Origin of the sequence: Variovorax sp. Sphag1AA (assembly GCF_014192575.1) — a bacterium.
GTDB lineage: Bacteria > Pseudomonadota > Gammaproteobacteria > Burkholderiales > Burkholderiaceae_C > Variovorax.
The window spans coordinates 297,140-321,609 of sequence record NZ_JACHYC010000002.1 but is presented as its reverse complement, the minus strand read 5'-3'; the positions used below and the strand labels follow the sequence as shown (position 1 = coordinate 321,609).

The window sequence follows — 24,470 nt, the reverse complement described above, 5'->3', positions numbered from 1 at the left end:
GATCAGACATCAGAGAAGAGCCCAGACGAAAAGCAGCGAGACCACGAGCATCACGACGCAGGCCACTGCCCAGCGCCGCAGGAAGGTGTCGGCGTGTTCGAGCCCCGCGCCTGCCGCAAGGGCCACGCCCTTGAGGCCACCCAGCGCGATGCCGACATCGCCGGCGGGAATGCGCGGCACGCTGCGGAGGCGGTCGAGCAGGAAAGCGAGCACCGCGCCGACCAGCACCGGCCACAGCGCATCCCAGAGTGCCGCCGGGGCAAGCGCCTTCGGCAATTCTTCGATCGGGAAGTCCACATAAAGCAGCCATGGAATGACCAGCGATGCCAGCGCCATGGCGATCCACGCGAAGACGAGCGTGCCAGGAGCGCGTGCGTCTGCATTGCTCGCGCTGTTCTCGGCGAGGCGGCGGGTGAAGTGGATCATCAGCAGCGTCGAGGCGACCGACGACACGACGGCCACCGTGCCCGCGAGCCCACTGCCGAGCAGGTCCTTCGCCGCGTACTTGGCGAGCGATCCGCCCGTCAGCGGCAACCCACCGAGCCCGAGCGCGATGACCGCGGCCGGGATGAGCATCGGCCACAGGTGTCGCCGGCCGGTGAGCGCGACGACGCCCACCGCGAGGAAAAGCGAGCCCTTCACCAGCAGGTGATGCGTCGCGTAGAACGCAGCGGCCATCGGTGTCGCGGCATCGCCTGCCGCGAGCCCCATCCCGATCACCGCGACGACGAACCCCATCTGGCTCACGCTCGAATACGCGAGCACCGTCTTCGGGTTGAGTTGCGTGATGCCGACCAGCACGCCGTAGAGCGCACCGAAGAGACCGACCACCGCGAGTGCATGGCCGAAGTCCGGCATCGCGACCTCGAGCGGCAGGAAGCGCACCAGTGCGATCACGCTCGCCTTGACCACCGCGCCGCTCATCACTGCCGCAGCCGGAATCGGCGCGGCGGTGTAGGCGAGCGGCATCCAGAAATGCAGCGGCACGAGACCGGCTTTCATGCCGAGCCCGATGAGCAGCAAGGTCACGGTGAGATTGCGCGTCGGCGAATCGGGCAACGCTGCGACCGCGTCGCGGATCAGCAGGCTGCCGTCGGGTGTCGCATTCACCATGAGGATCAGGCCCGCGAGCAGGAAGGCCTCCGCCAGCAGCGCGAGCGCGAGGTACAGCGCGCCGGCACGCATCGCGTCCGGCCCCTGGCCCTGCAGCACGAGGCCGCTCGCACCCACGCTCAGCACCGCGAGCAGGAAGTAGAAGCCGATGACGTCCGCCGCGAGGAACACACCGACGCAGCCGGTCAAGGTCATCAACCAGCAGACGATGAAGCCGTCGGGCTCGGGCTGGTCGCGCAGGAAGCGCGCCGCATAGAGGCCCGACAGGATCCACAGCAGCGCCGCCACGCCAAGCAGCATCGCGCCGGGCGCGTCGAGCGAGAAGCTCAGCGAAAACAGATCGTTGCCCAGTTCGAAGCTGCCCGCGTCGGCGTCGAACAGCGCGGCGAGCAAGGCAGGCACCGGCGCGATCGCGAAGACGCGCGGCATGTGGCGGCGCAGCCGCTTCGAGGCACAGGCGACGAGCAGCACCAGCGGCAAGCCGATCGCGAGCGGCACCATCACGCCCACACTGAGCAGGATCGCAAACAGGGCACTCGCGGCGATCATGGTCCCTCCACCCACACCAGCAGCGGCCGGCCGATCATCGCCACATCGATGGGGCACAGCGCCGCGACGCCTAGCAGGAACGAGCACAGCGCAAGCACCAGCACCGCAACCTGCTGGTAGCGCGGCACCACCTTCTTCGGCATCCAGCCGGGTTCGGCAGGTGCCATCGCGCGCACCACCACGATGAACACGTAGGCACTGGTGAGCAGGCCGCCGGCGAGCATCACCAGCGCCCACCACCACTGCGCAGTCGCGATCGCGGACGACAGCAGCAGCCATTTCGCGAGAAAGCCACCCGAAGGCGGCAGGCCGATCAGCGACGCACCGCCGAGCGCGAAGGCCACCAACGTCATCGGCAACGCACGTCCTGCGCCGCGGAGATCGGCCACGCGGTCGTGCCCGAGCGTCGAATAGATCAGTCCTGCGGCCATGAACATCGCGGCCTTCGCGGTGGCGTGCGAGATGGCCTGCAGCATGCCGCCGTTGATCGCCGGCGCGCTGTCGATCTGCGCGGCTTCCAGGCCCGCGACCAGCGGGAACATGAGGAACAGGTAGCCGATCTGCGCCACCGTCGAATAGGCGATCAGCAGCTTGAGCCGCACCTGCCGCAGCGCGACCACGTTGCCGACCAGGATCGCCGCCGCACCCAATGCGGCGAGCAATTGCGCCGAAGGCAGGGTGACGATGTCGGCGAACACATCGAGCCACAGGCGCACGACCAGGAACCATCCGCCCTTGATGACCAGCGCCGACAGGACCGCGCTCGCTGCGGCTGGCGCGCCGGCATGCGCGGGCGGCAACCACAGGTGCAGCGGGAAGAGCGCGGTCTTCGCGAGCAAGCCGACCGTCATCAGCACCGCGGCAGTCCAGGTGATCGGCTCGGCGCGGATGCCCTGGGCAAGCAATGCGATGTCGAGCGTGCCGTAGGCGCCGTAAAGCAGGAAGACGCCGAGCAGGTAGAACATCGACCCGAGCAGCGCGAAGAGCAGATAGCGCAACGCCGCCTGCAGGGTCTCTCCACGCCCGTCGAGACTCACCAGCGGCACGCCCGCGAAGGTGAGCAATTCAAGCGCGACATAGAGCGTGAACACATCGCCGCTCACGAACACCAGGTTGAGCGAACCCCACACCGCGAGGAGCAGCAGCCAGAAGGTGTAGGGCGCCCGTGCCTCGTGCACGCCATCGGGCGTGCCGAAGTCGCCGCAGGCATAGATGCCGATGACACCGATCACCACCGCGATCGCGATGATCATCACCACCGACAGCCCATCGGCGCGCAGCGCCACGCCGAGTGGCGGCGTCCAGCCGCCCAGCAGATACACCACGGGCTGGCCGGAACCCACGACCGCATCGGCAATGCCGAGCGCGACGCAAAGCCCGAGCAGCAAGGTGATCAACGCGACGCGCTGGGCGTTTCGCCCGCCGAGCACGAAGCCCAGCATCGTGCCGACGAAGGGCAAAAGCACCGACAGCACCAGCAGCAGGCCGCCGGGCGTGGTCGTGTTCATCGCATCGGCCACGGGCACCTAGTGATCCCCCGCGGACGACTCGGTCGTCAATGCGGCATCGCCGGTCTCCTCGTACAGCCGCAGCAGCAGCGCCACCGCCAGGGCCGATGCGGCGAAGGCCACCACGATCGCGGTGATGAGCAAGGCCTGCGGCACCGGATCCCCGCCCAGCCCCGCCGCGGTGCCCCGCCGCGCAATGACCGCGCAGATGAGGAACACGCCGTTGCCGATCAGGTTGAACGCGATGATCTTGCGCAGCGGCTGCGGGTTGACGATGAAGCCATAGAGGCCGAGCCCGATCAGCACCGCCGCGCAGAGCCCGAAGAGCGTGGTCGGGTCCATCATTTCTGCAATGCCCTGTGTGGCGCGCCGGCCAGCAGGAGCCCGAGTGTGAGTGCGAGCGAAGGCATCAGCGCGAACTCGATCGCGACGATCCAGAGCTTGGCGCGGCCTTCCGGATAGGCAAGGAATGCGTCCGCCAGCACCGCACCCGCGAAGCCGACGGCGATGAACACCAGCGGCCCCGCCACCAGCCAGAAGCGCAGCGCAATGCGCCCGACGCGTGGCACGTCGGCCAGCCCCGCCATCATCGCGAGCAGCCACATCGCCGCGAGGATCGTGGCGCCCTGGAACTTGCCGCCCGGGTGGTCCGCGCCGTACCAGAGGATGTAGATGCCGATCACGATGCCGATCGGCGGCAGCATGCGCGCGAAGTGCGCAAGGATGCTGTTGGGCGCGGCGATCGGCTGCAGGCTCGGACGGCCGCCCCAGGCACGGTCGGGGGCAAGTGACCAGACGCCCAGCAGGCCGAAGGCCAGCACGATCGCTTCGAGCAGCGTGTCCATCGCCCGGAAGGACAGCAGTACGGCCGTGATCGGATTGCCGACGCCGGTGGTGTGGATGTTCTCCATCACGGCCGGCGCGAGCGTCGGCGTGGCATCGGGCAGCAGTAGCACGCAGACTGCGACGATTCCTGCGACCACGATGGAGGCAATGGCCGCGAGCATTCGTGTCGTGACGCCGGGCCGCGCGCGATTCACCTTCGCCTCGGTGGCACGCAGGCGCGCGGCCGCGCCCACCAGCAGCGCACCGGTCAGGCCGGCGCCGATCGCAGCCTCGGTGATCGCGACGTCGACCGCGACCAGCCGGAGCCACACCGCGGTCAGCAGCAGGCCGTAGGGAATGAAACCGGCGACCGACGCGAAGGTGTCGCGCGCGAAGACCGTCCACCCTGCGAGTCCAATGAACAGCAGCACGAGCGCGACGTTCAGCAGGACGCCCATCATGGTGCTTCCCCCGGGCCTTGCGCGGGCGCACCGCTCTTCTCTTCTGTCTCGCGAATCGCGCGCGCGATCATCTGCGACGCGGTGGCCGATGCGAGCAGCACCAGGAACCAGATCGCGATCAGCTTGAGCGCGAGGCTCACGCTGCCCGCTTGCGGCAGAAGCCCAAGCACGATCAGGCCGATGCCGAGGTTGTCCGCCTTGGTCAGCGCGTGCAGCCGGGTGTAGGCATCTGGAAAGCGCAGCAACCCCGCGGTGCCGGCGAGGAAGAAGAACGCGCCAGCGCAAACAGCCACGACGGTGAAGATGTCGGCGATCGTGCGCATCATGGCTTTCCTCCCGCATCCGGAGAGGACTCGTCGCGCACCAGCACCGAGCCGGCCCGCACGAATGCGATGGTCGCGAAAGGCGCCAGCACCGCCAGCGTGAGCACCACGTTGATGACGATCTCCATGCCGTGGATCGTGCCCAGCAGCAGCAGGCTCGCGATCCCGCCGGTGCAGAAGAGCATCGCCGCCATCATGCGTTCCACGCTCCCCGGGCCGCGCAGCACCACCACGAGGCTCACCGCCACCATCAGGAGCACGAAGGCACAGGCGCTGAGGAGGAAGTCATCCATGGTTCACCCGCCCGGTTCCACCACGACGAGCGCGCTCATGAGCAGTTGCTCTTCCTTCGCCATCGTCTGCGCGAGCGGCTGGTCGGTGTCCAGGCAGTGATAGACCACCGCGTCCTGCGACTCGCCCACGGGCACCGAGCCCGGCATGAGGCTCATGATCGAGACGAAGTCGTTGCGGGCCAGCCCCGGCGGCAGGCCAACCGGGCAGGTGACGAAGCCCGGCTTCAGCGGCATGCGCGGCGACATCGCGCGGCGCGCCACATCCACGCCGGCCATCACCGATTGCCACAGGAAGTGCGGCACGAAGGCCAGCAGCGGCAGCAATCGCACGTAGCCCACTTCAGGCGGCATCAGGCGTGCACTGGTCCAGGTCGCAGCCGCCGTCGCGAGCAGGCCGACCGCGAGGTCGGCAGGCTTGAGGCTCGGCAATAGCACCAGCCAGAGACCAAAGAACAGCGCCGCCCGGCTCAGGACGGTGCGGGCGACCGTTGCGGCTGGCGCCTTCATGGGGCGGGGCGCCCTTCCATCGCCCTGGACAACAGGCTGACCTCGATGGCGCCGAGACGCTCGTACAGACGCACCTCACTGCGGATCGGCCACCAGTCGTAGAGAAAGATTTCCATCGGCCGCCACAACGCCACCCAGCCCCCGATCACCAGGCTTTCCTGCACCAGCCTTGCGAAACGCGACTTCTCGAACAGCGAGGCCACCACTTCGCTGATGCCCAGCGCAACGGCAAGGAACGACAAGCCAATGAGCAGGCTGACGCGCCCGACCCTGAAGAGTTGCTGCAAGCGGCTCTTGGTGGCCTGCGCCCGGCGGCGGAAATACTCGCCAATGGCCTCGCGCGCCAACGCCGTGTCTTCCGGCCGGATGGCGGCGCTGTCGATGTGCACGCGCAGCGACAGCGGCGGTCGTCCCTTGAGTTCGCGTGCCCAGTCGACGATGTAGGCCTCCGCCTCGGGATCTAGGTCACGCTCCCGGAAGGGCGCCGGGTCCATCGAGTTGAAGAGCTGCCGCAACTCCGCGACATGCAGATCGAGCACCTCGCGCGGCCCGGCCGCCGCGTGTCCATCGGCGACTCGCGCGGTGGGTGGTGCGAAGGCATGGTTCAGCGTCAAGGCAATGCCTCCTTGCGCTCAGGCGGCGTCGATCGCCGGTCGCGCGCCCTCCCCGGGCGGCACCTGGTCTTCCTTGCCGAACACCGCCACGTACATCGTGGGCAGCAGCACCAGCGTCAGCAGCGTCGCCACCAGCAGGCCGCCCATGATCGCGAAGGCCATCGAACCCCAGAAGACAGTGGGTGCGATGGGGATCAGGCCCAGCACCGTGGAGATCGAGGTCAGCATCATCGGTCGCAGCCGCGAGGTGCCGGACATCATCACCGCGTCGAACACGCTGTGGCCTTCACTGCGGTAGGTCTCGATCTGCACCACGAGGATCACCGCGTTCTTCGCGATCATCCCGATCAGCGCCAGGATGCCGAGGATCGCGACGAAGCCCAGCGGCCGGTTGAAGATGAGCAGCGAAAGCACCACGCCGATCAGCCCCAGCGGAAGGATCACCACCACCATCGCCAGCCGCCTGAAGCTCACGAGCAGCAACATCACGCAGAAGAGCATGAGGACGATCATCAGCGGCACCACCGCGAAGACCGAGTCGCTCGACACCGCGCTTTCCTCGAACAGGCCGCCGGTCGCGACCTTGTAGCCCTTGGGCAGCTTGGCGTTGAATTCCTTGATGCGGTCGGCCATGGCCACCACCACCGTGTCCGGCAGCACGCCATGGGTCACGTCCGCGCGCACGGTCAGCGTCGGCACCCGGTTGCGACGCCAGATCAGCGGAAGCTCCTGCTCTTCGTCGAAGCTGGCGAACTGGCTCAGCGGCACATTGCGGCCGGCGGGCGTGGGCACCTGCAGCGAACTCAGGGTCTGGAACGACACCCGCTGCTGGTCGGTGGCGCGGGCCACCACGTTGACCAGGTAGATGTCGTCGCGCACCTGCGTGATGACCGATCCGGTGATCGCGGAGTTGAGAATGCCCGCGAGCGCCGCGGAGCTCACGCCGAGCTGCCGTGCCTCTTCCTGGTTGATGCGGATCTTGACCTGCCGCGCAGGCTCCATCCAGTCGAAGTTGACGTGCCGCACGCGTGAGTCGGAGCCGAGCACGCCGGCCAGGTCGAGCGAGTACTTGCGGACCTCGTTCGCGTCAGGGCCGCTCACGCGGTACTGCAGCGGCCATCCGACCGGCGGGCCGAGCTCGAGCGGCGACACGCGCGCGACCACGTCCGGGAACTGCTCCGCCAGCACCTTCTCGAGCTTGAGCTGCAGCCGCTCGCGGGCGTCGACGTCCTTGGCGACGATCACGAACTGCGTGAAGAACGGGTTCGCGAGCTGCACGTTCAGCGTGAGGATGAAGCGGATCGCGCCACGGCCCACGTAGGTGCTGAAGTGATCCACGTCCGGATCGCTCTTGAGGAACTGTTCCAGGCGCTCGGCCTGCGCTTCCGTGGCATGGATCGATGCGTTCTGCCGCAGCGTCATGTCCACCGTGAGCTCCGGCCGATCAGACGCCGGGAAGAACTGCTGCGGCACGAAGCGCACCAGGAACAAGGTCGCCACGAAGGCCGCGATCGTCACCGCGAAGGTGATCCACTTCGCGCGGATCGCCCCTTCGAGGAAGCGGCCGTAGATCGCCGTGACCTTGCTCGGCTTGGCGGCCGGCGCATCCGCCTTCGGTGCCTTCAGGATCGCCTTGCCCACCAGCGGCGAGAAGATCACCGCGCCGAGCCACGACACCAGCAGTGCCAGCGCCACCACGCTGAAGATCGAGAAGGTGTATTCGCCCGCCGAACTGCGCGCGAAGCCGATCGGCACGAAGCTGGAGATGGTGACCAGCGTGCCGATCAGCATCGGCGCCGCGAGCGTCTTGTAGGCGAAGGTCGCGGCCTGGTCCTTGGTGTCGCCGGCCGCGAGGCGGTTGATCATCGCGTCGACCGTGGTCATCGCGTCGTCCACCAGCAGCGTGAGCGCGATGATCAGCGCGCCGAGCGAGATCCGGTGCAGGTCGATGTGCAGGATGTCCATCAGCGCGAACACGATCGCCAGCGTGAGCGGAATCGACAGCGCCACGACCATGCCAGGCCGCACGCCCAGGCTCACGAAGCTGCACACCAGGATGATGATGATCGCCTGCCACAGCGACGACATGAAGTCGTTGATCGCCACGTCCACCGTCACCGCCTGATCGGCGACCAGCGTGGGCTCGATGCCGTGCGGCAGGTTCGCGGTGAAGTCCGCCATCTCCTTCTTGATGTTGGCGCCGAGCGCAAGGATGTCCCCCGCCTCGCGCATCGCGATGGCCAGGCCGATGGCCGGCTTGCCGTTGACGCGGAACATCGGCTGCGGCGGGTCGACGAAGCCGCGTCGCACGGTGGCGATATCGCCGACGCGGATCATTCGGTTGCCGAGCACCAGCGTGACGGCTTCGATGTCGCGCTCGGAATCGAAGGCGCCGCTCACGCGCATGAAGACACGCTCCTGGTCGGTCTGGATCGTGCCCGCGGGGCGAATCACGTTCTGCGCCCGCAGCGCATTGATGATGCTCGGGTAGTCCAGCCGCAAGCCGGCGAGGCGCTCCGTGGAGAACTCGATGAAGATCTGCTCGTCCTGCGCGCCGAGCACCTCGATCTTCGAGACGTCCGGCACCTGCAGCAGGCGCGAGCGCGCCGCTTCGACATAGTCGCGCAGCTCACGGAAGTTGAAGCCGTCGGAAGTGAAGGCGTAGATGATCCCGAAGGTGTCGCCGAAGTCGTCGTTGAAGAACGGGCCGACCACGCCCTGCGGCAGCGTCTGCCGCATGTCGCCGATGTTCTTTCGCACCTGGTACCAGATGTCGGGGATCTCGCCCGGCGGCGTGGACTGCTTGAGGTCGACGAAGATCGTGGTCTGGCCTGCGACGGTGTAGCTGCGCACGCGATCGAGATGGCGCGTCTCCTGCAGCGTGCGCTCCAGGCGCTCGGTGACCTGCTCCAGCGTTTCGTCGACCGTCGCGCCGGGCCAGCCGGCCGCGACGATCATGGTCCGGAAGGTGAATGCCGGATCTTCCGCACGCCCGAGCCGCAGGAACGACAGCGTCCCCGCGACCACCGCGATGATCATCAGGAACAGCACCAGCGAGCGCTTCGAGAGCGCCCATTCCGACAGGTTCGGGCCGATCACTGGGTAGCCTCGAGGATGCGGACCTTCTGGCCGGGGCGCAGCGCCTGCACGCCGGCCGTCACGACGAGATCACCGGGCGACAGCCCGGAGGTGACCTGAACGCGCGCGGCGTCGAAGGCGCGCACCTCGATCGGACGCGCCGCGATGACGCCCGTCTTCGCATCGACGACCCACACCGAGGCGCTGTTGCCCGAGCGATTGAGTGCGGCGGCGGGAATGTCGATCGCGGGCGAACTGTCGAGTTTCATGCGTCCGGTCACGGTGGTGCCGAGGCGCATCGCCGCCGGCGCATCGATGAGCCGCACGCGCACGTTGAAGGTGCCGGTCACCGGATCGGCGCGCGGCGATACCTCGCGCACCTGCCCCTTCGCGGTGACCTTCGGGTCATCGGTCAGCGAGACAGTGATCTCTGGGTTCGTCGCCGTGCTGTTCTTGACCTGCGCCGGCACGTCGAACACCGCGTCACGCGCACCCTCGCGCGCGACCTGCACGACCATGCGGCCGGCCTGCACCACTTCGCCGGCTTCGGGGCCACGAGCGGTCACTACGCCGTTCGCATCCGCATACAGCCGCGTGTAGTTCAGGCGGTTCTGCGCAAGCGTCACCTGCGACTGCGCGGTCTCGACCTGCGACTGCGTGACCTTCAGCAACGAGTCGGCCTGGTCGAAGGAAGCGCGCGAGACCGCGTTCTCGGCGAGCAGATCGCGCAACCGCGTGTGGTTGGTACGCGCCTCGACGTTCTGCGCTTGCGCCGCAGCCAGTTGCGCACGGGACGCCTGCAGTGCCGTCTCTTCGTTCAAAGGATCGAGCCGGGCCAGCAACTGGCCCTGCTTCACGCGGTCGCCGATATCGACACTGCGCTCAATCAGGCGCCCATCGATGCGGAACGACTGGTTGATCTCCGTCTGTGCCTGCACGTTGCCGGTCAAGGTGACGACGTCGCCGATCGCGCGCGTCTCGATCTTCATCACGCGGACCGGACGGATCTCGGCGGCCGGTGCCTCCTCGGCGCGCCTGCAGGCCGAGAGCGAAACAACCGCGGCGAGCGCGGCGAGCGCGACGAGCGCCGTGACCCTGGGCAGATACCCGGAATGCTGGCTGGCAAGTTTTTCAGGCACGGGCACTCGTCCTCTCTCGTTGGTTGATCGGGCGACTTAGTAGTCCACGGCGTCGCGGATGATCGGGCAGGTCATGCAGTGGCCACCGCCGCGGCCTCGTCCGAGCTCGGCGCCCACGATGGTGATCACTTCGATGCCCTGCTTGCGCAGCAACGTATTGGTGTACGTGTTGCGGTCATACGCATAAACCACGCCCGGCGATGCGCACACCAGGTTCGCGCCGCTGTCCCACTGGGTGCGCTCGCGCTGGTAGTCGCTGCCGCCGGCTTCCACGACGCGCATCTTCTTCAGGCCCAGCGCTTCGGTGACCACGTCGACGAAGGGCTTCTTCTCGTTGCGCAGCTCGACACCGCTCGGATGCTCACTGGGGTAGTAAGAGAAGGTGGTGGTCTTGTTCATGAAGTCCGGCGCGAGCAGCACGCAGTCGCGGTCGGCGAAGGTGAAGACGGTGTCGAGGTGCATCGCCGCACGTATCTTGGGCATGGCCGCGACGATCACGCGCTTCGCCGCGCCCTTCTTGAACAGCGTGGCGGCCAGCTGGCTGATCGCTTGCCGCGACGTGCGCTCGCTCATGCCGATGAGCACGACGCCCTTGCCAATCGGCATCACGTCGCCGCCTTCCAGCGTGGCGAGGCCATGGTCCTGCGTCGGGTCGCCCCACCACACATTGACCTTGCCGGCGAAGTCGGGATGGAACTTGTAGATGGAGGTGGTGAGGATGGTTTCCTCGTGCCGCGCGGGCCAGTAGAGCGGGTTCAGCGTCACGCCGCCATAGATCCAGCAGGTGGTGTCGCGGGTGTAGAGCGTGTTGGGCAACGGCGGCAGCAGGTACTCGGTACCGCCCGCGGCTTCCTTCGCGACCTTGAGCGCCTGGCCGCCATGGGACTCAGGGAAGTCATGCGTCGAGAGGCCGCCGATCAGCGTCTCGGCCAGGTCGCGATTGCTCAGACCTTCGAGGTAACTGCGCAGCTCGTCGATAAAGCCCAGGCCCACCTGATTGGGCACCACCTGGTTGTCGAGGATCCACTTCTTGCCTTCGGGCACCGCTACCGTCTCTGCCAGCAGGTTGTGCATCTCCACGACTTCGACGCCGCGGTCGCGCATCTTGGTGACGAAGTCGAAATGATCGCGCTTGGCGTTCTCTACCCACAGCACGTCGTCGAAGAGCAGCTCGTCGCAGTTGCTCGGCGTCAGTCGCTGATGCGCGCGCCCGGGGGCGCACACCATGACCTTGCGCAGTTGCCCGACTTCGGAGTGAACGCCGAGAGCTGGGGTCTTGGTGTCGCTCGCCGCACTAGATTTGGCCATGTATGTCTCCTGTCAGATGGTGATGAGGCCCGTTGCCAGGCCGTAGATGCCGACGACCGCGCCGATGACGACGACGAGAAGGATGAGCCAGTCGATCGGCTTGAAAACCTGCTTGCCCTGCTCGCGCCGCGCCCACACGTACAGAACCGTGCCGGGGGCGTACAGGATGGCGGCCAGCAGGATGAACTTCAGCCCGCCCGCCCAGATCATGAAGATGGTGTACAGCGCCGCCACCGCCGCGATGAACAAGTCCCGCCCACGCTCCTGCGGGCGCACCTGGTAGCTCTCGCCGCGCTTGGACAGCAGTACGCCATAGGCCGCCACGAAGAGATACGGGATCAGCGACATCGCACTCGTCAGGTTCAGCATCAGCGCGAACGCATCGCGCGACCAGTAGGTCGTGATGACGATCAGCTGCACGATGATGTTGGTCAGCCACAGCGCATTGGCCGGCACCTTGTTGGCGTTCTCGCGCGCAAAGACCGCCGGCATGTCGCGCGTCTTGGCCGCCGTGAACATCACTTCGGCGCAGATCAGCGACCAGGCCAGATACGCCCCCAGCACCGAGACGATCAGCCCCACGCTCACGAAGACCGCACCCCAGTGCCCCACCACCGCCTCCAGCACCGCCGCCATCGAGGGCTGGCGCATGCCGGCGATGTCCGCGCGCTGCAGCACCGCGTAGGGCAGCATGGTCACCAGCACCATCAGGCCCGTGACACCGATGAAGCCCATGATGGTGGCCTTGCCGACATCGGAGCGCTCCTTGGCGTAGCGCGAATACACGCTCGCCCCCTCGATGCCGATGAAGACGAACACGGTCACCAGCATCGTCGCGCGCACCTGCTCGAAGATGTTGCCCGTGAGGTCGCCTCCGTACAGGTTGGCGCTGAAGAGGTCGACCCTGAAGGCAAAGATCAGGATCACGATGAACACCAGGATCGGGATGATCTTGGCGAAGGTGACCACCGTGTTGATGAACGCCGCCTGCTGCACGCCCTTCAGGATCATGAAGTGGAACAGCCAGATGCCGATGGAGGCCACGACGATGGCCACCACGGTGTTGCCGTCACCAAAGACCGGGAAGAACGCCCCCAGGGTGGACTTGATCAGCACCCAGTACGAGACGTTGCCGATGCAGCTGCTGATCCAGTAGCCGAAGGCCGACAGGAAGCCCGGGTAGTCGCCAAAGCCCGCCTTGGCATAGGCAAACACGCCCGCGTCCAGGTCGGGCTTGCGCTCGGCCAGCGCCTGGAACACGCGCGCGAGCATGTACATGCCGGTGCCCGCGATGATCCACGCAATGACCGCACCCAGCGGCCCCGTCGCACCGGCGAAGGTGCGCGGCAGCGAAAAAATCCCCGCGCCCACCATCCCGCCCACCACCATCGCGGTGAGCTGCATGCGGGACATCTTCTGTTCTGTTGCCATTGAATCCTCGCTCCGTTGCGTTGTTATGAGGAGGCACAGCCGATGACTGATCGCGGCTGAGCATCGGACCGGGGTGAAAGCTTGTCAAGCCAGCACGAGATCAGCAGAGATAGGCCATTCGGCCACCATTGCACGCGCGCCTGCATGACGCGCGAATGACGTGTCGATGACTCGACGCGCGCTAGAAGCTCTTGCGCACGTTCAACCAGAACTCGGTCGAGCTGTAGTTGAAGCCGATCGAATTGCTCTGGTCGCGGATCCACAGCAGTTCGGGCCGCAGGCTCCATGTGGGAATGAACTCCCACACCAGATAGGCACCGACTTCGTAGAGGTTGTCGCGCCGCCGGAGGAACACGGTGTTATCGACTGTGTCCGGATGAAAGTGAATGTTGTCCGAGGCGTAGAGATCGCGCTCCCACCAGACGAAGCCACCCCAGCTCAAGGTCTTGCTGACGGTGAAGTCCAGCGCGGCAGTGGCGCCGAACACATTGGAATCGCCATCGGGCCGGCTGGTCGCGTAGTTGCGCCCCGCATGACCGGTGAGCGAGAAGCTGCCCTTGCCATCCATGAACGAATTCACCCAGCCGGCAGACAGCAGCGCAGTGGTCCGGCTCAGATCACGCTCGCGGCCTTCGGGGTACCTGCGCCGCCGGATGTCGCCACCGAAGGTGAACTGGTTATCCGGGTCGTAGCGCATCCGGTAGTCGGTGAAGATCGACACGTCGTTGCGGTAGTTGCCATCGCCGCGGTAGCTGGTGCGTCCCCTGAAGCCTGCGGAGAGGTTGTTCTCGCCGAGCGCCTTGCTGCCCGCGAGCCGCCATCGAAGGTCCTGGTCGCTGCGGCTGTCCGAGTTGTCGTAGTAGCGATACCGCAAGTCCAGCGTGCCATCGACCGCATAGCCGTTCTGCAGTGCGTAGTTGAAGCCACCGCCCCCGCGTGCGTTGTAGAAGGTGTCGCGACGATCACCGCCACCCAGCGCGTTCGTGCCGACGGTGTTGTTCACCCGGTACTGTCCGATGCCCGTCTCCGCATAGCCGAAGCCCGACAGCGGCCTGCCGTCGTCCAGCGACTGCCGCGCCGCCTGGTCGTAGACCTCCGCCTGCGAGCGCACATCCGGCGGCAGGTTCTCGAAGCGCAGCACGGTCTCGAACTCGATCTTCGCGTCCGCGTACTCGCCGAGCGCAAAGTAGGCCCGACCAAGCCCGAGGTGCGCGGGCACATAGTCCGGCCGTGCGGCAAGACTGCGTTGGAAGAGCGCCTTGGCCTTCTCCGGCTGCTGCGTGCCGAGCGCCGCCCGGCCCAGCAGGTAGCTGAAATCGGCGTCGCTCGCGCTGGCACTCTCGAATGGGGAAAGCAGGCTGTAGGCGTCCTGGTACTTGCCGCTGCGCACGAGTTCCTGCGCGCGAGCGATGTCCGGGTCTGCCGCAAAGGCAACGCTCGCGAACAACGCGGACGACACGACCAGCGCGTGCACGGTACGGATTTCGATCATCTCGAATGTCTCCTCGTGCCTTACGACACCACCCAACGCGCTGCATTTAACACGCAGCGCGCAACCCGCGCAACGCGATCGAAGAAGAGCGTGCTACGGCTTGCCGTTCTGCGACAGCAGGACAGCGACGGGCCGCGTGCCCGGAAACTCCGAGAAGATGATCGTCAGCATCGCGGTGATCGGCACCGCGAGGAAGGCACCCGGCACGCCCCAAAGCGCCACCCATACCGCGAGGCTCACGAGGATCGCGAAGGGGCTCAGGTTGAGCGAATTGCCCATGATGTAGGGGTCAAGGAAGTTGCCGATCGCGAACTGCACCACCGTGAGCCACAGCATGATCGACAGCACATGGTTCGCGTCTCCGAACTGCGCCATCGCCATTGCGCCGGGCAGCAGCACGCTCAGCACCGAGCCGATGTAGGGCACGTAGTTCAGCAGCGCGATGACCACCGCCCAGAACGGCGCGAACTCCAGCCCCATGATGCGCATGATCACCCAGCTCAATGCGCCGAGCAGCACGCCCAGCAGCGTCTTGAGCGCCAGATAGGCGCCGACCCGCGCGTTGATGTCGGCGATGACCTGCTTGATGCGCTGCGCGTGCTGAGGGCTCTGGGCGATCGCGTTGATCTTGGCTTCGAGGTGGCCGCGCTCGACCAGCAGGAAGCAAGCGTAGAGCCCCACAACGACGAACGTTGCCACCAGCGATGACACCGACGACAGCGCCGAACCCACGATGCGCTGCAGGCTCACCTGGGCAAACAGGTCACGGCGCAGCGTTGTCCAGGTGGGCTCCGACTCGAAGCGCAGCCACACCGCCACCTTCTGAACCGCGGCGAGCAGCGACTCCTGGTAGCGCGGCGCCTGTGCGATCACGCTGTCCTTGTTGGCGATGATGGTGTAGACCACCATGCACAGGCCGAAGGCGATGATGAACACCGACAGCAGCGAGATGACCCACTGCGGCAGCTTGCGGCCCACCACCGGGATGCTCTGGATCAGCCGTGCGATGCCGAGGATCACGTACACCACGAAGACGCTGAACATGATCGGCACGAAGACATCGCGGCCGATGTAGAACACCCAACCGATCATCAGCGCAATGGCGGTGCCATACACGAAGGTTTGGAATCGGTGATCCATCTTTGGCGCAGCTCCTCGGGTTGTTCGTCGGTCGGCGATGGCGTCCGATCTTATGCGCGTTGCATGTCGCGCCGGCGTCCGCTCTTTGCGCGGGCCTCCAGATGCGCCACCAGCAGCTTCGCGGCAGGCGACAGCTGGCGCTCGTCATGGAAGCAGATCGTGAAGCTCCGCCGCGCCCAGCGGTCGGTGAGCGCAAGCACCTTCAATCCATAGGCTGTCGCCATCGGCTGCGCGACCTCCTGCGGCACCACCGCGATGCCGAGATTGGCGCGCACGCAGCGCAGCGCCGCATCGAAGGTCGACACCACTGCGCGGTAGCCCAGCGGCTTGCCGATGATGGCCGCCGCCCGCCCGAGCATGGTGTGCACCGCCGTGTTGGCGGGAAGCCCGACGTGATCGAAGTCCAGCGTGTCCTCGAAGGCACAGCGCTTTCTGCGTGCGATCGGATGCTCGGGGTGCGCGACGATGACGAGGTGGTCGTTGCGATAGAGGCGCGTCTGCAGGCCCTCCAGGTCGGCCGCATCCCAGCACACGCCCACCGGCGCAAGTCCTTCGCGAATGCTGCGCACCAGGTCGCGGCTGAGCGATTCCTCGATGTCCACCCGGATGTCGCGATGCGCGGGCATCTGCAGGAAATCCGCGATGTCGTCCGGCAGGAACTCCGCGATCGACGACACCGACGCCAGCACCCGCACCTGCCCCTTGATGCCCTTTCCATAGGCCGCCATGTCGCGCGAGACGCGGTCCTGCCCCGCGAGCATCGCGCGCGCGTGTTCCAGCAGGATCTCGCCCGCGCCGGTCGGCACCACGCCGCGGCGCTTGCGCTCGACGAGCACATTGCCCACCACGCCTTCGAGCTGCGCGATCCGCTTGCTCACCGCCGAGGGCACGATGTGGTGCTGCTCGGCGGCGCGCGCGATGTTCCGCGTTTCGCACACGGCGACAAAGAGGCGCAGGGTCGTGAGGTCGAGATCGTGCATGGCGGTCCTTTGTGACGTTCCGGATCGGAACGTCTGGCGTTCCAGAATACCGCTTTAGCGATTGACCGGGAATCTCTAAAGTTCGCCCATGACCAGGAGACACCCCCACCTGCCGGCGCACGCGGTGATCCGCGAAGTCGGCCTGCGCGACGGCCTGCAAAGCATCGCGACCATCCTCCCCACCGAGCACAAGCGCGAATGGATCCGCGCGGCGCATGCCGCCGGCCAGCGCGAGATCGAGGTCGGCTCCTTCGTGCCGGCGCGGCTGCTGCCGCAACTCGCTGACACCGCGGAACTCGTCGCCTTCGCGAAGACGTTGCCCGACCTCTTCGTCTCCGTGCTCGTCCCGAATCTGCGCGGCGCCGAAAACGCGATCGCGGCCGAAGCCGACCTGATGATCGTGCCGCTTTCCGCAAGCCACGCACACAGCCTCGCGAACCTGCGCAAGACGCCCGACGAGGTGGTCGCCGAAGTGGCGCGCATCCGCGCCGCACGCGACTCTGGAGGGTCACGGACGCTGATCGAAGGCGGCGTCGGCACCGCCTTCGGCTGCACCATCCAGGGCCATGTCGACAAGTCCGAGGTGCTGCGGCTGATGCAGGCCTTGCTCGACGCAGGCGCCGATCGCGTGAGCCTCGCCGACACGGTGGGCTACGCCGACCCGGCGATGGTCCGGGAGCTGTTCGAAGAAGCGATGAAGATCGCCGGCGATCGTTTCTGGTGCGGCCACTTCCATGACACGCGCGGCCTCGGGCTGGCCAATGTCTATGCCGCGCTGGAAGTCGGCGTAAGCCGCTTCGACGCCTGTCTCGCCGGCATCGGCGGCTGCCCGCATGCACCGGGCGCAAGCGGCAATGTGTCCACCGAGGACCTTGCCTACATGCTCGGCAGCATGCACATCGACACCGGCATCGACATCGGCCGTCTTCTCGCGCTGCGCGAACGCGTCGCCGGCTGGCTTTCCAACGAGACGCTGCACGGTTCGCTCTGGCAGGCGCATCTGCCGAAGACCTTCCCGCAAGCGCTGGCCGCTTGAGCCGCGCCCCACCTTTCAGAGCATCCACATGAGCGATACATCTCCCCTGCCGCTGGCCGGCGTCCGCGTCGTCGAATTCACCCACATGGTCATGGGCCCGACCTGCGGAATGATCCTGGCCGACCTCGGCGCCGAAGTCATCAAGATCGAGCCGCCCGGCGGCGACAAGACGCGCAAGCTGCCGGGGCTCGGCATCGGCTTCTTCAGATCGTTCAACCGCAACAAGAAGAGCGTGGTGCTCGACATCACCACCGAGGAAGGCCGCGCCACTGCGACGGAGCTGATCGGCGATTGCGACGTGGTGCTGGAGAACTTCCGTCCCGGGCTGATGGAAAAGCTGGGCCTCGACTACGCGACGCTGTCGAAGAAGTACCCGCGCCTCATCTACGTCACGCACAAGGGCTTCCTGCCCGGCCCGTACGAACACCGCCTCGCGCTCGATGAGGTGGTACAGATGATGGGCGGCCTCTCGTACATGACCGGCCCGGTGGGCCGTCCCCTGCGCGCGGGCACCTCGGTCAACGACATCATGGGCGGCATGTTCGGCGCGATCGGTGTGCTGGCGGCCCTGCGCGAGCGCGACGCCACGGGCCGTGGCCAGGAAGTGCAGAGCGCGCTGTTCGAGAACTGCGTGTTCCTGAGTTCGCAGCACATGCAGCAGTTCCTGATGACCGGCGAGCCGCCGCCGCCGATGCCCTCGCGCGTGTCGGCCTGGAGCGTGTACGACGTCTTCACGCTCGCAGAAGGCGAACAGCTTTTCATCGGCGCAGTGAGCGACAAGCAGTTCAACACGCTGTGCCAGGTGCTGGAGCGGACCGACCTGCTGCAGCGCCCGGAGTTCGTCGACAACGCATCGCGCGTCGCGGTGCGGCCCGCATTGCTTGCGACGCTGGGCGAGATCCTCGTTCAGCATCGCGTCGAGGAACTCACGCCCAAGCTCGAAGCCGCAGGCATCCCCTACGCGCCGATCATGCGACCCGAGCAACTGGTCGAGGACCCGCATCTGAAGGCCAGCGGCGGTCTCGCACCGATGACGACCGAAGACGGCAGCGTCACCGATGTCGTGCTGCTGCCGCTGCTGATGGGTGGCCGCAGGCCCGGCGTGCGATCACCGCTGCCGAAGCCCGGCGAGCACAACGAGGAAATCCTCTCGAGACTCGCGTCGGCACGACAGCCGGCCTGACACGGACAGAAGACACAACACAAGACCACGGAGACAAGACATGACCCCCACGATTTCGATCTCTCGCCGCTCGCTGCTGGGACTCGCTGCATCGACACTGGCTGGCGCCGCCCTTCCCGCTTTCGCGCAGCCGGAGAAACCGGTGCGCATCATCCTGCCGATCAGCGCAGGCTCGGGCGTCGATGTGATTGCGCGCGCCGCGTCCCCGGCGCTGACGAAGACCCTGGGCCAGCCGGTGATCATCGACAACCTGCCCGGAGCAGGCGGCATCACCGGCGCCGCAGCCGTTGCCAAGGCCACACCCGATGGACTGACGCTCGGCCTGTTCTCGAACAACCACGTCATCAACCCGGCGGTCTACAAGAAGATGCCTTTCGACGCGGTCAACGACTTCACGCCGATCAGCGTGATCGGCGCAACGCCGCTGGTGCTGGTCGCGACGAAGAGCCTGCCGGCGAAGAACGTCAAGGAGCTCATCGCACTGCTGCGCGCGAAGCCCGAGGAATACAACTACGCCTCGTCAGGCAACGGCACGGTGATCCATCTGGCTGCAGAGCTGTTCCTCGATCAGGCAAACGTCAAGGCACGCCACATTCCGTACAAAGGGACCGGCCCGATGGTGACGGACCTGATCGGCGGCCAGGTGCAGTTCGGCGTGGTGGCGCTTCCGGCCATTCAGCAGCACCTCAAGAGCGGTGCAGTGCAGGCGATCGGCCTCTGCGGCGCCAAGCGCTCACCAGCCGCGCCGGACATCCCGACCATCGCGGAACAGGGCCTGCCTGACTACGACATCGAAGGCTGGTTCGCCGTCGTCGGCCCCGCGAAGATGACGCCCGCCGACACGAAGCGCGTGCACGATGCCTTCGTGAAGGCCTTCGAGAGCCCCGACGTCCTCGAAGCGATGAACAAGCAGGGCAATGTGATCAAGCCCACTTCGCCGGAAGAAGCCGCGAAGTTCTTCCGCAGCGAGGCGGCGCGCTACGCCGCACTCGCGAAGAAGGCGAACGTCTCGCTGGACTGAGCGATCAGAGCGCCCAGGTCGCGCTCAGCGAAGGACGCTTGCGCGCTTCCTCGTACCAGGCAGCGACCTTCGGCCGACCCGCGCGCCAGTTGAAGTCGGGGAAACGCACGTCCAGATACCAGAGCGCACAGGCGACCGCGATGATGCCGATGTCGAGCGGGCCGCCGAGCAGCGCCGGTTCGGCTTCGAGATGGTCGAGCGACGTGGTTGCCTTGTCGAGTTGTCCCGCGCGCCAGTCCGCCCAGCGCAGGTTCTCGGGGCGCGCGACGTCCTCGTAGCGGGCCAGCAGCGCAGCGTCGAGGATGCCGTCGCCGAGCGACTGCAGCGTCAGGGTGCGCCAGCGGTCGTTGCCGCTCGCGGGGAACAGGCTCCCCTTCGCAAGATCGTTGAGGTATTCGCAGATCACCCGGCTGTCATAGAGCACCAACCCATCGTCGGTGATGAAGGTCGGCACCTTGCCCAGCGGGTTCTTCGCGATGATCTCGCGATCGCGCGTGACCGGGTTGGCGTTCGACGGCAACAGCCGCACGCGATCGTTGAGGCCGAGTTCATGCGCGGTGACGAGGCACTTGCGCACGTACGGGGAGAACTGAGAAAAGTAGATCTGCATGAAGGCTTTCAGGGTTTCAGCGCGCTACACCCAGATCTGCAACACGTAGTCGAACGGCGCCTGCCCGTTGAAGAGATCGACCCGCTGCAGCGAGATGCGCAGTGCGCCGCCGGCATCGCGCACCAGCGTGTGCCGGTAGGTGCCGCCGAAGTGTCGCACGTCATCGCGGCGCAGCTCCATCATCTGGAAGCGCGAACGAACCTGGATGGTCCCGCCGTTCGCCGATTCGATCGCGACATTGCCGACGATGTGATTCGTCTCCCACATCGGCGCCTGCGACCACGCATTGGGATGCGAGACGCGGCCCTTGCGGATCTCCATCATCAGCTTGTCCTCGGCAAAGATGGATGGCGAGCCTTCCCACTCGGTCTGCTCCGGCGTGACCGGCATCCAGTAGATGCCGCGTTCGTCGAACAGGTCCATCCACGCCTGCCAGAGCTTGCGGTCGAGCAGTTCGGCCTGCAGGTAGAGCAACTGCTCGACCTCGCGTTGCAGGTCGTTGCCGGCGACGAGGCCGGCGCGCGGCACATCGGTGGCCAAGGGCACGGGTGCGCGCGGCGAGTGGTCGGGCGCCAGCGCCTGCGCGCCCGTCGGCGCATCGCTGCGGCCGCCTTCGATCACTACGTCCTGCGCAAGCAGGTGTTCGAAGTCCGGGCCGGCGTCGGGGATCGCGGAGGGCGTCTTGCTTGCGGTCATGACCTTCCCCTCACTCGGCCGACATGTAGGTCGACCATGCGCGGAACTGGCTTCGCATCACCGCTTCGGAGGTGCCGTGGTTCGAGTAGGTCACGCCGCCCTCCTCCCGGTCGTCGCCGAAGTAGCGGTGGAAGCTGACCCAGTCGCCGCCGTTCGACGTCAGTCCCCATTGGCCCTTGGTCCAGTTCTCGAGGTCGTCGGCATTGATCATCGTGGCCGGCGAATTCACGAGGTTGTAGTACCAGAGGCTGCGGCGGTAGATCGCCTCGGGCGCACCCTTCAGGCGGAAGTGCCAGATCTCCGAGAGCGTCTTGTCCGGCGAGATCGGCCGCAGGCACCGCAACTGCTGCAGCGGCGACTGCACGGAGAGATACGGATAGACCAGAACGTGGTGAATGCTGCGCGACAGGTATTCCTCCGTGCGCTCTTCGCCATAGGCCTGCTTGAGCAGCGCCTCGTGCGCAAGGGTGTCCGGGTCCTGCGGACGCAGCCCCATGTAGGCCTTGAGGATGCCGTGGCCGTGCGGGAAGTTGATGGTCTGCACCGAATCCCACTGCTCGAAGCTCGACGCGAAGGCCGAGAGGTAGTGGTAGTAGAGCGGCACCTTCTCCTGCTGCGCTTTCAGGCGCTTCTCCACGCGCCCCGCCGCAATGCCGGTCGACTGGTGCGTGACCGAGGGATGCAGCGCGTCGAGCTGGTTCTCCATGAAGAACTTCCAGTTCGAATGCTGGATGACGCGATGGCAGATCGGCACCACCTCCACTTCGCCGACCGGCGAGCGGTCGCACATGTCGTCGAACGCGACCTTCGCCTCGCCGAGGAACTCCAGCAGCGTCGGCCCCTCCTTCGCGAGGCTCGCGAAGACGAAGCCCCGGTAGCTGTCCACCCGCGCAGCGTGCTTCACGCCGCAGTCCGGGTTGTCGCGCGTCATGCGAGTGCCTTCGTAGCCCTGCGCAAGCGGGATCGCCCGCACGCTGCCGTCGAGATGGAAGCTCCACGCGTGGTAGGAGCACACGATGCTGCTGCCGGTGTTGCCCTTGAGGTTGCCCACGAGCTGCACCCCGCGATGCGGGCAGCGGTTGTGCAGCACCCGCACCGAACCGTCCGGCTGCCGCACCATGAACATCGGCTGCCTGCCGATGGTCACTGCGTAGTAGTCGCCGGGATTGGGCACCTGCGAGACGTGGCCGCAGTAGACCCAGGTGCGCTCCCAGATCTTCTCCATCTCGGCATCGAAGATCGCCGGGTCGGTGTAGACGGTCTTGTGGACGCGGTCTGGCTCGACCAGCGCGCCCAGATCGAAGTTCTTCATCGTGCCTGTCCTTTGTCGTACCGGGGGTCCCGGGCCGGACCCGGAACGGAGTTTGCTCCCGGCATGGCGTGGGATGTCCCTGATTTACCCTCACGGCGCGCCCTCGATACGCTACGCTCTCGCCCGGCTGAACTAGGAGCCCCATGTCCGCCATTGCACTGCTCGACACCGCGATCACCTCGCTCTACAAGGCGCTGGAGACGCCCGTCGGCATCGTCGCACTCTGCTCGGCGGGCATTGCCGGGGCGCTCGTCATCGTGAGCGCCTTCGTCAAGACCATGATCCCGCTGCGCTGCCTGGCGGTGGGCGGCAACCTGGGCTTCCTGATCTACGGCGCGCTCCATCCCTCGTTCATCATGGTGCTGCTGCACGGCACGATGCTGCCGATCAATCTCTACCGCACGGCCGAGATGGTGCGCCTCACGCGGCGGGTGCGCGCGTCCGCCGACTCCAGCGATCTCTCCGGCGTCTGGCTGCGGCCCTACATGCGCAAGAAGCGCATGCGCAAGAACAGCGTGCTCTTCCACAAGGGCGACGAGGCCACGCACCTGTACTTCCTGGCGGAAGGGCAGATCGAGTTCGTGGAGATCGGCGAAATCATGGACGCCGGGCGGCTCTTCGGCGAGATCGCCTTCTTCGCGCCCGACAAGCGCCGCAGCCTCACCGCACGTTGCGTCACGCCCTGCACCGTGCTGCAGATCGACGAGAACACCTTCCGCCAGCTCTACTACCAGAACCCGGCCTTTGGCTTCGAGGTGGTGAAGCTGGTGGCTGGCCGGTTGCTGGCCGACCGGCAGCGGCTGGAGCAACAGCTCGCCTCGGTCGAGCCGCCCGCGCGAACGTCCTGACCCCGCCCAGCGCACAGCGCACAGCGCACTCAGCGCACGCGTTCCATTTCCTCCGGAGTCGCCAGCGCCACGATCGCGCGCGCCACGGACTTGTGCTCCATGATCCGCGTCTCCAGACCATGAAGGATGCGCGACAGCGTCGCCTGGTCGTGCTCGCCCGCGATCACCACCCGCACCACCACGATCAGCCGGTCGGGCCCGACGAACTCCGCGAAGAAGAAGGTCACGCGCTCCACCAGCGGCACCGCCTCGAGCGCTTTCACCGCGGCCGCACTGCGCTCTTTCGAGAGCGGCATGCCCGCAAGGTAGTGCCGGTTCACGTTGATGAGGAACAGGCCCGCAACGCCCATCAGCAGGCCGATCAGCATCGAGCCCGCCGCGTCGTAAGCGACCTGCCCGGTGATCTGGTGCAGCGCCATGCCCATGCCGGCCACGGCGAGTCCGACCAGCGCGATGAAGTCGCCCGTCACCACCGCGCGCAGTTGCGAGTCCGAGGTGTCGAACACATGCTTGAACACGCCGAGGTCGCGCTCGGCCGCCCGTTCGCGCACGAAGCGGATCGCCTGCATGAACGACACGAACTGCAGCCCGAACGAGATCGCGATCACGATGTAGCCGAAGCGATAGTCAGTGGTCGCATCCGGCAGATCGAGCTGCCGCAGGCCGCGCCAGAAGCCCACCTGCGCACCCACCACGAACATGCCGATCGAGGCGAAGAGCGACCACACATACGATTCGCGGCCATAGCCCAGCGGATGCCCGCTGTCGGCTGGACGGCGCGCCGCGAGATAAGCGGCAATGAGGAAGATCTCGGTGACCGTCGCGACCCACGAATGCACCGCCTCCGCCGACATCGAGGCCGAGCCGGTGTACATGGCGGCCACCGTCTTGCCGATCGCCATCAGCGCACCGGTGCCGAGCGCGATCGCCGCCGCGCGCGCCTGCCCCGGCACGGGTGTATCGGTGCCGAGGCGGCGGTGGAAGCGGTTGAACGTCCTCATCG

23 protein-coding genes are annotated in these 24,470 nt (G+C 66.5%); 4 read left to right on the top strand and 19 right to left on the bottom strand.

Annotated features, from left to right (window positions below):
• Nucleotides 1–9: 9 nt before the first annotated feature.
• The 15 genes from FHW64_RS07985 to FHW64_RS07915 form a co-directional block, all read right to left on the bottom strand.
• Complete coding sequence (locus FHW64_RS07985; protein ID WP_184524842.1) at nt 10–1,662, bottom strand: proton-conducting transporter membrane subunit; 1,653 nt, start codon at nt 1,660–1,662, stop codon at nt 10–12.
• Nucleotides 1,659–3,188 (bottom strand): proton-conducting transporter membrane subunit, encoded by a 1,530-nt coding sequence (locus FHW64_RS07980; RefSeq protein WP_221210242.1) that lies wholly within the window; start codon nt 3,186–3,188, stop codon nt 1,659–1,661. Before FHW64_RS07980 ends, FHW64_RS07985 begins: the two co-directional genes overlap by 4 nt.
• Nucleotides 3,189–3,515 carry an NADH-quinone oxidoreductase subunit K gene (locus FHW64_RS07975; protein WP_221210241.1) on the bottom strand — a complete coding sequence of 109 codons (327 nt, stop codon included), beginning with the start codon at nt 3,513–3,515 and terminating at the stop codon, nt 3,189–3,191. It abuts the gene before it with no gap.
• On the bottom strand, nt 3,512–4,456 hold the full coding sequence (locus tag FHW64_RS07970; protein WP_221210240.1) for an MnhB domain-containing protein: 945 nt from the start codon (nt 4,454–4,456) through the stop codon (nt 3,512–3,514). The genes FHW64_RS07975 and FHW64_RS07970 overlap by 4 nt, the downstream gene beginning before the upstream one ends.
• Nucleotides 4,453–4,782 carry a monovalent cation/H(+) antiporter subunit G gene (locus FHW64_RS07965; RefSeq protein WP_221210239.1) on the bottom strand — a complete coding sequence of 110 codons (330 nt, stop codon included), beginning with the start codon at nt 4,780–4,782 and terminating at the stop codon, nt 4,453–4,455. Before FHW64_RS07965 ends, FHW64_RS07970 begins: the two co-directional genes overlap by 4 nt.
• Nucleotides 4,779–5,072 (bottom strand): monovalent cation/H+ antiporter complex subunit F, encoded by a 294-nt coding sequence (locus FHW64_RS07960; protein ID WP_184524839.1) that lies wholly within the window; start codon nt 5,070–5,072, stop codon nt 4,779–4,781. The genes FHW64_RS07965 and FHW64_RS07960 overlap by 4 nt, the downstream gene beginning before the upstream one ends.
• A gap of 3 nt (nt 5,073–5,075) precedes the next feature.
• Nucleotides 5,076–5,579: a Na+/H+ antiporter subunit E gene (locus FHW64_RS07955; RefSeq protein ID WP_184524837.1), complete on the bottom strand. Its 504-nt coding sequence runs from the start codon at nt 5,577–5,579 to the stop codon at nt 5,076–5,078.
• Nucleotides 5,576–6,193, bottom strand: a complete 618-nt coding sequence (locus FHW64_RS07950) for a hypothetical protein (RefSeq protein WP_221210238.1) — start codon at nt 6,191–6,193, stop codon at nt 5,576–5,578. Before FHW64_RS07950 ends, FHW64_RS07955 begins: the two co-directional genes overlap by 4 nt.
• Before the next feature lie 18 nt (nt 6,194–6,211).
• A complete protein-coding gene (locus tag FHW64_RS07945) occupies nt 6,212–9,292 on the bottom strand; it encodes an efflux RND transporter permease subunit (protein WP_184524835.1) in 3,081 nt (1,026 codons plus the stop codon).
• Nucleotides 9,289–10,410, bottom strand: a complete 1,122-nt coding sequence (locus FHW64_RS07940) for an efflux RND transporter periplasmic adaptor subunit (RefSeq protein ID WP_221210237.1) — start codon at nt 10,408–10,410, stop codon at nt 9,289–9,291. Before FHW64_RS07940 ends, FHW64_RS07945 begins: the two co-directional genes overlap by 4 nt.
• Before the next feature lie 36 nt (nt 10,411–10,446).
• Complete coding sequence (locus FHW64_RS07935; protein ID WP_409350614.1) at nt 10,447–11,637, bottom strand: arginine deiminase; 1,191 nt, start codon at nt 11,635–11,637, stop codon at nt 10,447–10,449.
• A 93-nt stretch (nt 11,638–11,730) separates the two neighbouring features.
• The gene (locus FHW64_RS07930; RefSeq protein WP_184524831.1) at nt 11,731–13,149 is read right to left on the bottom strand and encodes a basic amino acid/polyamine antiporter; all 1,419 of its coding nucleotides are present in this window, start codon (nt 13,147–13,149) and stop codon (nt 11,731–11,733) included.
• A gap of 181 nt (nt 13,150–13,330) precedes the next feature.
• Nucleotides 13,331–14,641, bottom strand: coding sequence for a M48 family metallopeptidase (locus FHW64_RS07925; protein WP_184524830.1), 1,311 nt, complete (start codon nt 14,639–14,641; stop codon nt 13,331–13,333).
• A gap of 93 nt (nt 14,642–14,734) precedes the next feature.
• The gene (locus FHW64_RS07920) at nt 14,735–15,781 is read right to left on the bottom strand and encodes an AI-2E family transporter (RefSeq protein ID WP_184524828.1); all 1,047 of its coding nucleotides are present in this window, start codon (nt 15,779–15,781) and stop codon (nt 14,735–14,737) included.
• 50 nt (nt 15,782–15,831) lie between these two features.
• On the bottom strand, nt 15,832–16,761 hold the full coding sequence (locus tag FHW64_RS07915; protein ID WP_184524826.1) for a LysR family transcriptional regulator: 930 nt from the start codon (nt 16,759–16,761) through the stop codon (nt 15,832–15,834).
• Nucleotides 16,762–16,849: 88 nt separating this feature from the next.
• Here FHW64_RS07915 and FHW64_RS07910 point away from each other — a divergent pair, with 88 nt between their 5' ends.
• Genes FHW64_RS07910 through FHW64_RS07900 form a run of 3 tightly spaced genes read left to right on the top strand, consistent with a single transcriptional unit; the run spans nt 16,850 to nt 20,001 of the window.
• Complete coding sequence (locus tag FHW64_RS07910) at nt 16,850–17,797, top strand: hydroxymethylglutaryl-CoA lyase (RefSeq protein ID WP_184524824.1); 948 nt, start codon at nt 16,850–16,852, stop codon at nt 17,795–17,797.
• A gap of 28 nt (nt 17,798–17,825) precedes the next feature.
• On the top strand, nt 17,826–18,980 hold the full coding sequence (locus tag FHW64_RS07905; protein ID WP_184524822.1) for a CaiB/BaiF CoA-transferase family protein: 1,155 nt from the start codon (nt 17,826–17,828) through the stop codon (nt 18,978–18,980).
• A gap of 40 nt (nt 18,981–19,020) precedes the next feature.
• Nucleotides 19,021–20,001: a tripartite tricarboxylate transporter substrate binding protein gene (locus tag FHW64_RS07900; RefSeq protein ID WP_184524820.1), complete on the top strand. Its 981-nt coding sequence runs from the start codon at nt 19,021–19,023 to the stop codon at nt 19,999–20,001.
• A gap of 4 nt (nt 20,002–20,005) precedes the next feature.
• Here FHW64_RS07900 and FHW64_RS07895 read toward each other — a convergent pair whose 3' ends face one another.
• From FHW64_RS07895 to FHW64_RS07885, 3 genes are read right to left on the bottom strand one after another with little or no spacing between them, the layout of a single operon-like run.
• Nucleotides 20,006–20,611, bottom strand: coding sequence for a glutathione S-transferase (locus tag FHW64_RS07895; RefSeq protein ID WP_184524818.1), 606 nt, complete (start codon nt 20,609–20,611; stop codon nt 20,006–20,008).
• A 24-nt stretch (nt 20,612–20,635) separates the two neighbouring features.
• On the bottom strand, nt 20,636–21,307 hold the full coding sequence (locus tag FHW64_RS07890) for an aromatic-ring-hydroxylating dioxygenase subunit beta (RefSeq protein ID WP_184524816.1): 672 nt from the start codon (nt 21,305–21,307) through the stop codon (nt 20,636–20,638).
• Between the two features lie 10 nt (nt 21,308–21,317).
• Nucleotides 21,318–22,619: an aromatic ring-hydroxylating dioxygenase subunit alpha gene (locus FHW64_RS07885; RefSeq protein ID WP_184524814.1), complete on the bottom strand. Its 1,302-nt coding sequence runs from the start codon at nt 22,617–22,619 to the stop codon at nt 21,318–21,320.
• 143 nt (nt 22,620–22,762) lie between these two features.
• Between FHW64_RS07885 and FHW64_RS07880 the strand changes: the two genes are divergently transcribed.
• A complete protein-coding gene (locus FHW64_RS07880) occupies nt 22,763–23,467 on the top strand; it encodes a Crp/Fnr family transcriptional regulator (RefSeq protein WP_184524806.1) in 705 nt (234 codons plus the stop codon).
• A 29-nt stretch (nt 23,468–23,496) separates the two neighbouring features.
• On the opposite strand, the gene FHW64_RS07875 is transcribed toward FHW64_RS07880, so the two are convergent.
• A complete protein-coding gene (locus FHW64_RS07875) occupies nt 23,497–24,468 on the bottom strand; it encodes a cation diffusion facilitator family transporter (protein WP_184524804.1) in 972 nt (323 codons plus the stop codon).
• Nucleotides 24,469–24,470 lie beyond the last annotated feature (2 nt).